Origin of the sequence: Geomonas edaphica (genome assembly GCF_004917075.1) — a bacterium.
Lineage (GTDB): Bacteria > Desulfobacterota > Desulfuromonadia > Geobacterales > Geobacteraceae > Geomonas > Geomonas edaphica.
In genome coordinates, this window is sequence record NZ_SSYB01000004.1 from 442,272 (window position 1) to 456,457 (window position 14,186).

General features: G+C 64.4%; 14 protein-coding genes. All 14 read right to left on the reverse strand.

What is annotated here, in order from left to right; genetic code table 11:
• Window positions 1-8: 8 nt before the first annotated feature.
• Window positions 9-3,218 (reverse strand): efflux RND transporter permease subunit, encoded by a 3,210-nt coding sequence (locus tag E8K79_RS12745; RefSeq protein WP_136515065.1) that lies wholly within the window; start codon window positions 3,216-3,218, stop codon window positions 9-11.
• Window positions 3,219-3,283: 65 nt separating this feature from the next.
• Window positions 3,284-3,670 carry an endonuclease domain-containing protein gene (locus E8K79_RS12750; RefSeq protein ID WP_136515066.1) on the reverse strand — a complete coding sequence of 129 codons (387 nt, stop codon included), beginning with the start codon at window positions 3,668-3,670 and terminating at the stop codon, window positions 3,284-3,286.
• A 143-nt stretch (window positions 3,671-3,813) separates the two neighbouring features.
• Entirely contained in the window at window positions 3,814-4,911 is a 1,098-nt protein-coding gene (locus tag E8K79_RS12755; RefSeq protein ID WP_136515067.1) for an efflux RND transporter periplasmic adaptor subunit, read from the reverse strand.
• Window positions 4,908-6,251 carry a TolC family protein gene (locus tag E8K79_RS12760; protein WP_136515068.1) on the reverse strand — a complete coding sequence of 448 codons (1,344 nt, stop codon included), beginning with the start codon at window positions 6,249-6,251 and terminating at the stop codon, window positions 4,908-4,910. Before E8K79_RS12760 ends, E8K79_RS12755 begins: the two co-directional genes overlap by 4 nt.
• Before the next feature lie 312 nt (window positions 6,252-6,563).
• The gene (locus E8K79_RS12765; RefSeq protein ID WP_136515069.1) at window positions 6,564-7,457 is read right to left on the reverse strand and encodes an ATP-binding protein; all 894 of its coding nucleotides are present in this window, start codon (window positions 7,455-7,457) and stop codon (window positions 6,564-6,566) included.
• A 139-nt stretch (window positions 7,458-7,596) separates the two neighbouring features.
• Window positions 7,597-8,337, reverse strand: a complete 741-nt coding sequence (locus E8K79_RS12770) for a class I SAM-dependent methyltransferase (RefSeq protein WP_136515070.1) — start codon at window positions 8,335-8,337, stop codon at window positions 7,597-7,599.
• Window positions 8,338-8,339: 2 nt separating this feature from the next.
• On the reverse strand, window positions 8,340-8,633 hold the full coding sequence (locus tag E8K79_RS12775; protein ID WP_162604657.1) for a phosphatase PAP2 family protein: 294 nt from the start codon (window positions 8,631-8,633) through the stop codon (window positions 8,340-8,342).
• An 81-nt stretch (window positions 8,634-8,714) separates the two neighbouring features.
• A complete protein-coding gene (locus tag E8K79_RS12780; protein WP_136515072.1) occupies window positions 8,715-9,521 on the reverse strand; it encodes a triphosphoribosyl-dephospho-CoA synthase in 807 nt (268 codons plus the stop codon).
• Complete coding sequence (locus E8K79_RS12785; RefSeq protein ID WP_136515073.1) at window positions 9,511-10,005, reverse strand: citrate lyase holo-[acyl-carrier protein] synthase; 495 nt, start codon at window positions 10,003-10,005, stop codon at window positions 9,511-9,513. The genes E8K79_RS12780 and E8K79_RS12785 overlap by 11 nt, the downstream gene beginning before the upstream one ends.
• Entirely contained in the window at window positions 9,980-11,518 is a 1,539-nt protein-coding gene (gene citF / locus E8K79_RS12790; protein ID WP_136515074.1) for a citrate lyase subunit alpha, read from the reverse strand. The genes E8K79_RS12785 and citF overlap by 26 nt, the downstream gene beginning before the upstream one ends.
• Window positions 11,505-12,425 carry an HpcH/HpaI aldolase/citrate lyase family protein gene (locus E8K79_RS12795; RefSeq protein WP_136515075.1) on the reverse strand — a complete coding sequence of 307 codons (921 nt, stop codon included), beginning with the start codon at window positions 12,423-12,425 and terminating at the stop codon, window positions 11,505-11,507. Before E8K79_RS12795 ends, citF begins: the two co-directional genes overlap by 14 nt.
• Window positions 12,425-12,901, reverse strand: coding sequence for a PPC domain-containing DNA-binding protein (locus E8K79_RS12800; RefSeq protein WP_136515076.1), 477 nt, complete (start codon window positions 12,899-12,901; stop codon window positions 12,425-12,427). Before E8K79_RS12800 ends, E8K79_RS12795 begins: the two co-directional genes overlap by 1 nt.
• Window positions 12,902-13,165: a citrate lyase acyl carrier protein gene (gene citD, locus E8K79_RS12805; protein WP_136515077.1), complete on the reverse strand. Its 264-nt coding sequence runs from the start codon at window positions 13,163-13,165 to the stop codon at window positions 12,902-12,904.
• Complete coding sequence (locus E8K79_RS12810) at window positions 13,162-14,163, reverse strand: [citrate (pro-3S)-lyase] ligase (protein WP_136515078.1); 1,002 nt, start codon at window positions 14,161-14,163, stop codon at window positions 13,162-13,164. Before E8K79_RS12810 ends, citD begins: the two co-directional genes overlap by 4 nt.
• Between the last annotated feature and the right edge of the window lie 23 nt (window positions 14,164-14,186).

Consider the following 14,186-nt stretch of genomic DNA (forward strand, 5'->3'; position numbering starts at 1 on the left):
ACAACCTCCTAAGCTGCAAGCTTTTTTTGATGTTTTTCCTTCCAGGACTGCACCATGAAGTAAAGGATCGGAATGGTGATCCTGGAAAGTGTCGTCGAGGCGATCTCGCCGCACATCATGGCGAGGGCGAGCCCCTGGAAAATCGGGTCGAACAGGATGACGAAGCTCCCCACCACAACGGCGGCGGCGGTGAGCAGCATGGGACGGAAGCGGACCGCGCCGGCATCGATGATCGCCTCGTCCAGCGGCATCCCCTCGCGGCGCCGCAGCTCGGCGAAATCGATGAGGATGATGGAGTTTCGCACGATGATGCCGGCCAGGGCGATGAAGCCTATCATACTGGTCGCCGTGAAGAAAGCCCCCATGATGGCGTGTCCGGGCAGGATGCCGATCAGGGTGAGCGGGATCGGCGCCATGATCACAAGCGGCGTGGTGAAGTCCTTGAACCAGGCCACCACCAAGACGTAGATGAGCACCATGACCGCGGCGAAGGCGGCGCCCAGGTCGCGGAATACCTCGTAGGTGATGTGCCACTCGCCGTCCCACTTGATGCCGGGGCGCTCCTCGCTCCAGGGCTGCGTCGCAGCGCGCTGCTCGATGTGGTAGCCGCCGGGAAGCGCTATGTTGTCGATGTCCTTGTGCATCTTGAGGATGGCGTACACCGGCGCCTCGATCACCCCGGCCACGTCGCCTATCACGTACACCACGCTCTTCATGTTCTTGCGGTAGAGCGATTTTTCCTCCACCCCGCGCACCACGCGGACCAGCTCGGAAAGAGGGACGTTACCCTTGCTACCCGCGACATAGATGGAGGAGAGCGAGGAGACGTCGCTTCGGGAGCCGACCGGCAGGCGCAGGTTGATGCGCACAGGTTCCTTCTCCTGCGGCACGTGCATGATCCCCACGTCGGTCCCGCCCACGGCGAGTTTCAGGGTCTGTACCACCTGGGCCGCGTCCACCCCGGAGAGTGCCGCCTTCTCACGGTCCACCTCAAAGCGCAGCGTGGGTTGGTCGTCCTCCTGGTACCAGTCGACGTCGACGACCCCGGCGGTGTTTTTGAAGATGTCCCGGATCTTCTTCGCGATGTCTACGCGGGTTTTCTGGTCCGGCCCGTACACCTCGGCGACGAGCGTCGAGAGGACCGGCGGTCCCGGCGGGATCTCTGCCACCTTGAGGCGCGCGCCGTAGCGGTCGGTGATCGCCTTGAGCGTCGGACGGATCCTCTTCGCGATGTCGTGCGACTGGGCGGAGCGCGCCTCCTTCCCTTCCAGGTTCACCTGGATCTCGGCGACGTTCGGCCCCTGGCGCAGGTAGTAGTGGCGCACGAGGCCGTTGAAGTTGAACGGTGAGCTCGTCCCCACGTAGCTCTGGAAGTCGGTCACCTCGGGAACCTTCCTGAGCGCGTCGCCCAGTTCGGCCACCATGCGCGCGTTGTCCTCGAGCGTCGTTCCCTCCGGGGCGTCGATGATGAGCTGCAGCTCGCTCTTGTTGTCAAACGGCAGCATCTTCACCGTAACCGCCTTGAAGTAGATGAGCGAGCAGGAGACGAGGAGCAGGATCACCACCGTGGAGAGGAAGCCGTAGCGCACCTTCTTGTCGTGCAAAAGCCTCCCCATCATGCGGCGATAAAAGCCCGTCATCCAGCTTTCTTCCGGCGGCGCCTCGGTGCCGTAATGCGATTCACCCTTCATGAAGCGGTAGGCGAAGTACGGCGTGACGGTCAGGGCGATGAGAAGCGAGAAGACCATGGCCATGGACGCGCCGACCGGGATCGGGCGCATGTACGGCCCCATGAGGCCCCCTACGAACCCCATCGGGAGGATGGAGGCGATGACGGCGAGGGTCGCCAGCATGGTCGGGTTGCCGATCTCGTCCACCGCCCGCACCGCGGCCTCGAGCGGCTTGAACTTCGTCGTGGTGAAGTAGCGGTGGATGTTCTCCACCACCACGATGGCGTCGTCGACGAGGATCCCGATCGAGAAGATGAGTGCGAACAGGGTGATCCGGTTCAGCGTGTAGCCGATCCGGTTGAAAATGAACATGGTGAGCGCGAGGGTGACCGGAATCGCGATCGCCGCCACGGCGCCGGCGCGCCATCCCATGAAGACGGCGATCAGCAGAGTTACCGAGATCGCGGCCAAGAACATGTGGAACAGGAGCTCGTTGTTCTTGTCCTTGGCGGTTTCGCCGTAGTTCCTGGTGACGGTCACCTGCATCTCGGAAGGGATCAATTTCCCCTTCTGGAACTCGACCCGCTTCAGGAGGTCCTCGGCGACCCAGGTCGCGTTCGCCCCCTTGCGCTTGGCGATGGAGACGGTGACCGCCGGGTAGTCGGCCGCGCCGCCTTTCAGGTGTTTCTGCGCAGCCGCGGGGCCGAGCCCGAAGAAGACGTAGTCCTTCGGTTCCTGAACCCCGTCGGTGATCGTGGCGACATCCGAGAGGTACACCGGGCGACCGTCCTTCACGCTGACGACGAGCCTTCCGGCGTCGGCGGGGTCGGAGATGAAGCCCCCCGCCTCCAGGCTGTACTCGCGGTTACCCGAGGCGAACGAGCCCGCGCGCTGCGAGACGTTCCCCTTCTCGAGGGCCGAGGCGACGGCAAGCGGGGTGAGCCCGTAGGAGGAGAGCCGCACCGGGTCCAGGCGGACCTTGAGCTCGCGGGAAAGTCCCCCCTTGATCTCCGAGTGCGCCACGTTCTCCACCTTCTGGAGGTCGTCGCAGAGTTCGCGGGCCACCTTTCTCAGGGCATGGTGGTCGTAACGGTCCGACCAGAGGGTGAGCGAAACGATCGGGACGTCGTCGATCGACTTCGACACCACGAGCGGCTCCCCCGCGCCCGGCGGGAGGAGGTTTCGGTTGCTCATCACCTTGTTGTAGAGCTTGACGAGGGAGTCTTCCATGCTCTCGCCGACCAGGAAGCGGACCGTGATGATCCCCATCCCCTGGCGGCTTGCCGAGTAGATGTACTCGACCCCGTTGATCTCCCAGATCTTCTTCTCGAAGGTGGTCACCACCCGCTCCTCGACCTCCTTGGGAGAAGAGCCGGGCATGGGGAGGTAGATGTCCACCATGGGGACGTTGATTTGCGGCTCTTCCTCGCGCGGCGTCGCGAAGACCGAGTAGAGCCCGATCAAAAGCGAAGCGGCCACGATGAGCGGCGTCAGCTTGGAATCTATGAAGGCGCGGGCGATCTTCCCCGCGAAACCCAGGTTGTTCATGCTATCTCCGATGATGGCGGTACCTTTCTGCTCCCCTTCCGGAGAAGGAGTCAGGGGCTGCGGTTCTACTCCCCCTCCCCTTGCGGGAGGGGGGCGGGGGGTGGGGGAAGATGGCCTAGGCAACGAGCCCGGATCACCTCCAGCACCCCCTCGATGTTCTTGAAGATTTCGTGGTCCCAGAACCTCAGTACGGTAAAGCCGTTCCGGCGCAAACACGAATCGCGCCGTGCATCATAGCTTCTTTGTTCCTGATGCTGCCCGCCATCGAGTTCTATTATCAGCTTTGGAGAAAACGAGACGAAATCGACTATGTAGTTCTCTATGACCTGCTGCCGACGGAACTTGATGCCCTCGATCTGACTGTGCCTGAGGAAGTGCCACAACTTGGCTTCCGCCTGCGTGCAGTTGCTCCGCAGGAGGCGAGATCTGGTTTTGGCGACGGTCTTGTCCATGGCAGCCTCACCCACCCCCTAACCCCCTCCCGTCAAGGGAGGGGGATGACGACGAACCACTGCCAATCAATACACACCAAAGGTCGTGTGCGCCTGTCGCGCGCCTCAGGCTGGTGAACTCGGGAACCTCCAGCAGCCCAGGTTTACTGAACCTTCGCGCCGTCGACCATCTTCTCTATCCCGGCGGTGACCACCTTCTCACCGGGGGCGAGGCCGGAAAGGATCTCGACGCGACCGCCTTGGGCGCGCCCGGGCTTCACCAGACGCAAGCGGGCGAAGCCATCGGGCGACACCACCCAGACCGAGGTAAGCGAGGAGCGCTGCACAACGGCCGCCTCGGGAACGGCAATCCCCTTCCTGGATCCGGTCTTGAAAAAGGCCTTGCCGTAGCTCCCGGAGCGAGGCCCATGGGAGGGAAGATCGACCTTGACGGTGAAGGTCCGCGTCGCGGGATCGACCACGGGCACCACCTCGGAGACGCGCCCGGTCGCCGCCCCCCCCTCTACCGCGATACCAAGCTCCTCGCCTGCCTTAACCTTGCCGAGCAGCGTCTCCGGGGCGGAAACCTCGAGACGGTACCCGTCGTCACCTTCAACGGTCAGAAGCGGCGTCCCCGGGAAGACGGTCTGCCCCGCCTCGACCTGCTTGGCGACCACCACACCGGCTATGGGGGAGGTGACCCTGCCGTAACCCGCGACGGCACCGGCGGCTCTCGCACCCTGGCGCGCCTGGGCGAGCCTCGCCTCGGCCCGCGCCACCCCTTGGGCGGCAACCTCCTGCTCGGTCTTTTTCGTGTCGAACTCCTGGCGCGTCACCGCCTGCTCCGCGACGAGGCGGGAGTAGCGCTCGAAGGTGACATCGGCGAGCCGCTTCTGGGCCTGCGCCTCGGAGAGCGCGCGTGCCGCCTCCTCGACGCCTGAGACCGCTCCCGCTGCCGCCGCTCCGCTCTCGACCGCATCGATGGCGGCCAAAAGCTTGCCGCGACCGACCCGCTCCCCTTCCCTCACGTACACCCGGCTCACGCTCCCGGCGATACGCGCGGCTATGAGCGCGGTGTTGCGTGCCTTCACCGTGCCGACCGCCTCCTGGACGTCGGCCAGATCCTCGGCCGCCACGGTAACCACGGTGGCTCCCTGCACCACGGGTGGTGCCGCGGGGGCGACGCTCTGCTCCTTCTTCGCGCCGCAACCGAAACCTGTTGCTATGGCAAGGGCAAAAAGGGCTGCCCGGTAGGCTTTCATCGCATGACCTCCTGTATTAAGACGCCGGTACGGAAATAGACCTCTGCCGTGGCGGCGTAACTGGCGTTTTCAACTTCGACAAGGTTTGCCCGGGCGCGGTCCAGGGCGGTCTCGGCATCCATCACCTCGACAAGCGGGGAGAGGCCGTTACCGAAACGCAGCGTCACCAGGCGGCGGCTCTCCTCGGCGTCCCGCACCGCGGAACGGGCGCTCTCAAGCTTGAGCATCGCCTCCTGGCGGTGCAGCACGCTCTCGGTCACCTGGAGCGCGACTTCACGCCGCTCGTTTTCCAGCATCTCGGCGGCGCTTCTCTTGGAGAGCTCCGCCTGCGTCTTCTCATGCGAGCGCCGCATGCCGTCGAAGAGCTCCCAGCGTAGGTTGACGCCGACGTTCCACGAATCCTTGTCGGTGCCAAGCGGCATGTCGCGGTCGTTCAACTGGTAGCTGCCGCGGGCATAGAGGGTGGGGAGGTAGGCGTTTTTCGCCTGCTTCACCGCGAGCTCGCCCCGCTCGACCGCGTTCTCGGCGGCCTTTAGGTCGGGACGGCTTTTTTGCGCGAGGGCGATCAACTGCTCCATTTCCGGCGACGGCTCCTCCATGCGCGGCATGTCGCCGATGTCCAGCGCCCCCCCCTGCGCACCACCAACGACGAGGTTCAGCCGCATGCGCGCTATGAGCAGGCCGTTTTTCGCAGCCACCACGCGCTGCTCCGCCTCGGCCACGGCTGTTGCCGTGCGCAGGCGCTCCGATTTGAGGCCGATGCCGTCCTTCTCGCGTAAGGCCGCCAGCCGGTCGTGCTCGCGCGCGTTGATGACGGACTGCTCCGCAACCTCGCGGTAGGCCTGGGCCTTGCGCACTTCGAGGTAGGCCATGTAGACGCGGAAGGCGATTTCCTCGCGCCGTGCCTCTTCGGACAGCGCCGCCGCCTCGGCCCCCTTGCCGGCCATTGCGACCCCGTTGGAGATGCCGAAATCGAGCAGCGGCTGCTCGAGCGTCACCGCGGTTTTGAAGTCGCCGCGCGGCGAGGGGTTGTTCAGTGTGTCGGCGGCGAAGTCCTTGGCGGGGCTGATGCGGGCTTCGTCCAGCTTCATCATGAAAACGGTGCTCGGGGTATTGGAGAGGACCGCGCCGCTTTCCAGCGACACGCGAGGGAGGTAACGGCTACGGCTCGCCGCAACGCCCTCTTCCGCGGCCCCCCTCTCCAGCGAGGCGGCCTTGAGCAGATGGTTGCTTTCCAGGGCGCGCTTTACCGCCTGCTGCAACGTCACCACCTCACCAAAGGCGGGCGTCGTCAGGACGGAAAAGAGCAGTGCGAGCAGCGGTGCAAACCTTCTATTCACCCGGAAAACCTCCTTGCGGGCATAGTCACTATTTTGCGTTAAGATATATTCGAATTCTTATATATATACTCCGCGGTCAATTGTCAAGGTAATAACCTTATAAGCATAGGTTAAGTAGCCTATGTCGGTTTTCCCGACCGAAATATTGTAACAGCTTAGAAAGGGCACCGCGCTTTCCACATGAAAAATGTGGCGGAAGTCGTGGCGGAAAGGGAACTTTCGCAAGGGGGAGGTGGATTTTAGGAAAGCCAAACAAAAAAAACGGCGCGCTCCGCAGGTGAGCGCGCCGGTCCTAACGGTTTTCGGGAGGGATCAGGCGCCGGGCTGGTCGAGCAGGTAGTGTCCGACATAGTTCTTGGAGAACTGCAGCGCGGTGCGGCCGCAGCGCTTGGTCTTGTCGTGTGACCACTGGATTGCTTCCAGCTCCAGCTCCTTGCTCCAGGGAATGGTGACGCTGCGGCTCTTAGCCTCGCGCTCGACGCACTGGCGCACCGCGTCAAGGTAGCGGTCCTGGGTGAAGACGTGGAAGGCGACCCAGAGGCCGAAGCGGTCCGAGAGGGAGACCTTCTCCTCCATCGCCTCGCTCTCCTGCAGCTCGCCGTTCACGTATTTGCCGCCGAGCAGGTCGGTGTTGTATTGGGGGAGCAGGTGGCGCCGGTTCGAGGTGACGTAAATGAGGACGTTTTCCGGCGCGCAGTAAACCGAGCCGTCCAGGGCGCTTTTCAGCATCTTGTAGGAGAGTTCGCCGATCTCGAAGGTGAGGTCGTCGCACAAAAGGATGAAACGGTAGGGTTGATCCTCGACGGCACTGAAAATCTCGGAGAGGTAGATGAGGTCCTCCTTCTCTACCTGGATCACGCGCAGCCCCTCAGCGGCGAATTCGTTCAGGAGCGCCTTGACCATGGAGGATTTGCCGGTGCCGCGCGAGCCCCAAAGGAGTGCGTTGTTGGCCGGGAGCCCCTTCACGAACTGGCGCGTGTTGCTGACCATGATCTCCTTTTGCTTCTCGCACCCGAGAAGGTCGTCGAGCTTCGTCTGGTCGGTGACCTTCACCGCCTCGAGGTAACCCGAAAAGGAGTGACGACGCCAGTTAGCGGCGTGGCAGGTTTCCCAGTTGACCGCCTTCACGGCCTTGGGGAGTAACATTTCTACAGAGCTCAGCACGCGTTCGAGCTGGGCCACGACTTCCGGTTTCAGATTCAGCATGTACGTTTCCGTCCCCCGTGTGGTGGGTCCCGGACCGGCTGTTTGCTGACATGAAACAACCGCGTCCCGGTAACCCCCGGTAATTTTGTCCATTCTGTATACGTTATCGGGCATGGGCGTGTCAAATTAAAACAATGTGTCAATTGGATGGAACCCGGCTGCGGCAGAGGACCCAAGCGCTCACCCCGGGCAGGACGAGGCCGGTGCGGGCAAGAACGATCATCATGGCGTTCTCCAGTTGCAAAAGACAGGCGAGGAGCCTGCTTACGAGTCCGCCGAGGGGGGAAGCGCCCGGGTCCCGCGTCCCCTCCCATTTGGTGCACCGGTCGATCAGGAACTTCGGGATGAGGAGGGAGCCGAAGAGGTAGCCCGATGAGAGGACGGCGAGACCGGACGCTGCAGCGACCTCCCTCAGTTCCTTAAGGCGATAGCGCCGGTAGCGACCGAGGAACCAGTCCCTTCCGCTAAAGAGCGACGGGAAGGCCGGCACCGTGATGAGGACATGCCCCCCGGCCGCAACGTGCTGCCATACCAGCCGTTTGAGAAAACGCCGGTCCTCTTCGACGCGCTCCAGCACGTCCACCAGCAGGGTAAGCTCGAAGCGCCTCCCCGCAGCGGGGAGGTCCGGCACGTAGATCACCCCCCGAGCCGGCACCAGCCGCGCGACCGTCGCTTCGGTAAGGTCGTTGACCACGGCGGTGACGCGAATGCCGGGCGAGACCGAACAGAGAGACCTGCTGAGGTATCCGTCCCCGCAGTCGACGTCGAGGATACTCATGCCGTCGCGCAGATTTCCCCCGAGCAGCGTCGCGACGGCGCGCGCCCGCGCCACCTCCCACGGCCCCCTCGCGTTTACTGCCGCCTCGTCGCCGGGAGCCACGGCTAAAACCTCAGCTCGCAGTTCAAGCCGGCGCCGGAGCCGGTGACCTGCGGGCGCAGCGAAAGTTTTTTGAAAAGCGAGGTGACGCCCGCAGTCTTTGTGGCCGAAGGGCGCAGTTGGGCGTAGTGCAGGAGTCTCGGAAGGAGGTAGCCGGAGAAGAGCACGGTGGCGGCTCCGGCGAGAACATCGGTGGCGTAGTGGTGGTCGGCAGTGATGCGGGCGACGCCCGCGGCATCGGGGAGCGCCGCAGCCGGCCCCGGCAGGGTAGCCGTGGCGGGAGTGAGAAGAAGAGCCATCGCGATATGGTGCAGGGCGGATTTGACCATAGGCGATATTAAAGATTACCAACGACGCCTTGTCAAACCGCAGCGCCCCCCCTACTCAAGCTCTCCGGTGTGGCTCAGCCAGGCGAAGGAGAGCGCTAGCATGTCGGCCACGCCCCCCATGGTAAGGTTTCGGCTCACGTAGTAGGCGTTTCTTTCGGCGAGAAAGGCCATGAAGTCGGCGCGTTGCGCCACCAGGCACTCCAGAGTCGCACCGTCTTTGCGCACCGTTTCCAGCCCTTGCCGCCCGCAACGGTGCAGGGCGGTGGTGTCCTCGACGCTCGCCATGAGCCGCCCCAGCATCGCGAAGGTGGCGCTTCCCCGGTTGCCGCCCGCTGCCATCTCGCGCCTGAAGGCGGGCAGCGCCTCACCGAAAAGCGCCGGGAGTCCGCGCAGCGCCTCGCCACGGATCCCCTCGGCCCGGTAGGCACCGCGCGCCCGACTGCCGTTACTCCCCGAGTCGTCCGCCGGATCGAAGAGTTCCCCGGCAAGCCGCGCCACCGCCGCGCCGAGCGCCGCCTCGTCGCGGCGGCCGATGCGTGCGCTCGCGCAGAGCAGCAGACCGCTCAAAAAAATGTACCCCCGGTGACAGTTGGTGCCGGCTTCCTCCAGCATGGCCCGCTCGGCTTCCACCCCCAGACGCACCTGCTGCGCGAGTTCCTCCCCAGCGGCGAGCGACGCGCTCACCCGGTGCAGGTACCCGGAGACGACGGAGAGGGAAGCTTCCATGAGGGGGACGGAGAGGTCGCGGTGGGATCCGGAGTCGTTCAGGTCGACGAGCCCCGGTTTTGGCGTGAGGTAGAGCTCCATAAAGGCGCCGCGCACGAGGCTGCGCGAGAAAAGGGTGAGCTCAGAGCGCATCGATCAGGGCCCTCGCCGCGCGCGCGAGCTCGTCGCTCGAGTGGCGCCCGGCGCGGATGCAGGCGAGCGCCGGTTCGCGGCAGATGAGGCAGCTTCTGGGGGCGACATCGAGGTCCGCGCGCCCCATCTGGTTGCCGGCGTGATCGTAGACATCGAGGTCGAGGAGCCTTCCCGCCGGGTGTGCCCCCTCGAGGGCGATCCCAAGGCGCTTCACCTGGGTGGCGAGAAGCCTTGTGCGGTACAGCGCGAAGGGGCCGAGGGCGTCATGACCGCGCGCGGCGGCGCTCCCGTTCATCGCGGCAAGAAGCGCCCGTTCCCCCCAGGCGAAGAGCCGGTCGGCCCGCGCGCCGGTCTTCTCCGCCCCGGGGAGGTTCAAGGAGAGCATCACCGTCGCGGAAAACGGGGTCGGGAACAGGGTGTCCAAAAGCTCCTGGCGGCGATCCCGCGCGGCGAGAAGGCTATTCCTTAACGCGTCTGACGACATCGATGATGCTCCCGTCGCGGTACTCGATGACCGCCACCACCTCGTCCGCAAACTCAAGGGGACGCGGCGTACCGGTGACGCGGCAAATCTCTCGCTGCAGGTCGGCGATATCCTTCACCGGGAGCTTCCTTCTGATCAGCTCCTCCTTGAGCTCCGCGTGCTTGTCGTTCACCGCGATGCCGCGCTCGGTGACCACGACGCCGATGGTGTCCCCGGGGGTGGTGATGGTGGTGACCCGGTCGCGCACGATGGGGAGCCGCCCGCGGATCGAGGGGGCGACGATGATGGAGAGCTTGGCCCCGGCCGCGGTGTCGGAGTGCCCACCGGTGTTATGCAGAAGGTAGCCGTTCGACTCGGTGTTCACGTTCACGTTGAAGGCGGTGTCGACCTCGGTCGCGCCCAGGATGACGCAGTCGAGCCGGTTCACCACGCTCCCTGCGTTGAAGGGGTTCGCGTACATGTCGGCGCTGATCTCCTGGTGCGCGCGGTTCACGCCGATGGAGCGTACCGCCTCCTGGTCGAAGCACTGCACGTCCATGAGCGCCGAGAAAAGCCCCTCCTCGAGCATCTCGACGAAGTAGCCGGTGATGCCGCCGCAGCCGAAGCTCCCCTTGATGAACCCCTTGCGCATGGCGTTACGCACCTTCTCCGCGACGGCGAGCGAGATCCCGCCCGAGCCGGTCTGGAAGGAGAAACCGTCCTGCAAAAGCCCCGACGCCTCGATCACCTGCGAGGCGTAGCTCGCGATCTGCAGGCCGACCGGGTCCGTGGTGACCCGCGTGGTAGTGGAGACGATCTTCGCCGGGTCCCCCAGTCGGTCGACCACCACGACGTAGTCGACGAGGGTCTGCGGGATGCCAACGGGAATCGCCGGGAAGGGGACCAGGTTGTCGGTGACCGCGACGACGCAGGAGGCGTAGCTCGCGTCGATCTGCGCGTACCCTAGGCTCCCGCAGGCCGACGGCCCGTAGTAGCCGTTCATGTTGCCGTACTCGTCACAGCAGGGGGCCGCGATGAAGGCGACGTCGATCTTCACGCTCCCCTCGATGATGGAGCGGGCCCGGCCGCCGTGGGTTCTGACCACGATGGGGCAGGAGAGTTCGCCGCGGCTCGCCAGCTCGCCGATCAGACCGTTCACGCCGCACTGGAACCCGGCGATGACGCCGCTTTTAATGTGCGGGATGATCTCGGCGTGCACCGGATGCACCGAGGAGGAGGCGATCCAGACCCCCTTGAGCCCCATCGCCGCGATCTCGGCCACGATGCGGTTCAAAAGAAAATCGCCGTTTCGAAGGCTGTGGTGCGTGGCGATGGTCATCCCGTCGGCAAGGCCGCTCGCCTCGATCGCCTCCCTGAGCGAGGAGAGCCGCTTCCCCTCTCCCGGGTTCACGCGCTTCACCGGGCGGGCGGCGACGGCCCCTTCCGGCCGCAGCGACCAGGCGTCGCGGTAGGGGACGAGCCTCTTTCCCGCGTAAGAATCCGGGATCTCCCGTCCCAGGCTATTGAGCGCCATGAATCTCCTCCTCGTCGATCAGGGTATCCACCATGCCATGGGCGTAGGCGGTGCGCAGCACGCGGGCGGCCCGCTTCACCACCGGGGCGTCGACCATCTTCCCCCCGAGGGCGATGACGCCGGTACCCAACTGCCGCGCCCGCTTGATCGCCTCGATCACCTGGAGCGCGTATTCTACCTCGTACTCTTTCGGCGCGAAAACATCGTGCACCACCTCGATCTGGCGCGGGTTCACCAGGCACTTCCCGGTGTAGCCGAGCCTTTTCGCAAGCTCGGTCTCGGCCCGTAGCCCCTCCATGTCCGACACATCCGCGAAGATGGTGTCTACCGCCTGGATCCCCTTCGCCTTGGCGGCCCAAAGGACCCGGGTCCGCGCGTTGAAGAGTTCCTCGCCGCCACGGCTCCTCTCGATCTCCATGCTCGCCGTGTAGTCCTCGGCGCCGAAGGCCAGGGCGAAGATGCGCTCCGAGCTGTTGGCGATGCCGACCGCGTTGATGACGCCCAAGGCGCTCTCCAGCGAGGGGAGGATGCCGAAGCGGCCGATCTCCACCTCGAGCTCCTCCTCGAACTCGGTCAAGAGGGTGTCGAGGCGCTCCACGATCTCCGGGGTGTCCGCCTTGGGAAGCCTGATCCCGTCCGGCATGGCCGGGAGCACCACCTTGAGGTCCTCGTACCCCCACTTCGAGTCGAGCGGGTTGATGCGGACCAGGAGTTCCTTGTTGCGGTCGGTGTAGTTCAAAAGGAAGCGCTTCACCAGGTGGCGCGCAGCGTCCTTTTCGGCTAACGGCACCGCGTCCTCCAGGTCGATGATCACCGAGTCACAGTTGAAGATGGGGATGTTCTGCAGCATGGAGGGCATGTTGCCCGGGACGTAGAGCAGGGAGCGTCGCAGCTTGAAGGCGGCCATCAGGAGGACTCCTCGTCGATGTAGATGGTCGGGATGCCGCCGACCTTGGAGACGTGTCGTTCGACGCCGGAGACGTCGAGTTCGGTTAAGACGATCTCGCAGGTGGCGAAGACCTCGGCGTCGTACAGGTGCCCGCCGACCACCTCGCCGGATGATTTGGACATCATGATGTGGAAGTGGCAGTCGAGGAGATCGTCCTCCCCCGGGACGATGTTTCCCTGCAAGCCGAGAAGTTCGCACGGCCCCTCGATCTCGTGGATCGTGATGCGCGGCGCGGTGATGGGGAGCTTCGCGCCGGTCTTGATCCCCCTAAGCTTCACGTTCTTCACGCTGCCTAGCGCCGAGACGATCATGGCGTAGCGCACGTCGGTCAGGTGGGCGAACTGCAAAAGCCTCGTGGTGAGGCGCTCTCCCGGCGTGATCTTGATGATGAAGCGTCTGCCGTTGGTGCACTCCTTGTACCAGAGTCCTTCCATCTATCCCTCCGTGGCGCGCATGATGGCCGTCTCAAGGCGCGCCTCTATGGCGTAATCGAGGGCGCCGCGGTCGGTGATGCGCACCTCGCCCGACTCGATGCCGTGTTTTTCGAGCACCTCGTCCACCTTGGCCCGGATCAGCGCGCCGAACTGTTTCACCACCGTCGACTCGATGGTCACGGTAAGCGTCTCCGCGGGCTCCAGAAACACCATCAGGTCGCTGGACTGCATCGTCCCCGCCTGTGCCTTCTTCACGATCTTCATTTGCTTTCCCCCTTTACCCAGATCTTGATCCCCTCGCTGGAGAGGAGAAAATCCAGGGTGCTTACCGGCACCAGTTCCGCGATCCCCTCCAGTTCGCCGTTTAAGAGCATATCCCGTACCCGCGAGGCCGAAATGGGACGGTCCATGGCGCTTTTTCTCTCGATCTCCTGCACCGCGACGTCAAGCGGAGGGAGGATGCGGTGCATCGCCTCGTTGTAGGCCGCGGTGGTGCCGCACCACGGCTCACTCCCGACGAAACGGGTCTTCACGTGGAAGTGCGGTGCGATGCGCCGGGCGAAGAGCAAAAGGTCGAGCTCCATCTGGATCGCCCCGCCGGGGTCGCCTCCCTTGAGGAAATAGGTGGGGAAGGTGATGCTGGAAACGGCGTACCAGGAGGTATCGAGGACGACGACGTTTCCAAGGTCCGCGGTCCCCTCCTGCACCATGCGCAGGCGGGCGCCGAACGGGAATAGGGAGCGCTCCTCGCGCACTACGAAGAGAAAGAGCTGGTCCACGGCCGCGGCCGCCTGCTCGATCAGGTAGCGGTGTCCGAGCGTGAAGGGGTTGCAGTTGGCGACGATGGCGCCGTTGTTGCCGGCACGGATCTGCTTTGCGTATCGGGAGAGGTAGCGCCTAAGGCCGTCGCCGTATTCGAGGAGGGCGGTCGTGCCGGAGGCGACCAGGAGGTTGAAGTTGAGCGCCTCGAAACCGGGGACGAGGGCGGGTGAGGTGAAGACGAAGAAGGAATCGACACCGTCTTGATAACCGCGGCCGACCAGTTCGGTTACCACCTCGTCGAGGAGCGTCCCCCCCTGGTGCGCGGGGGCCACAGCGAGCATCTTGAGGACGCGACCCTGCCGCGCCCCGACCGCGACGAGTCGCCCCGCCTCAAAGACACCCACCAGGTCATCATAGGGGGCTTCGAAGCGAAGGCCGCTTGCTTCTACCAGTGCCCGGGCCTGCCCGAGATCATCCGTGGAGAGAAGTGAAGTAACCATCCGCAAAGACTAACACTAAAGAT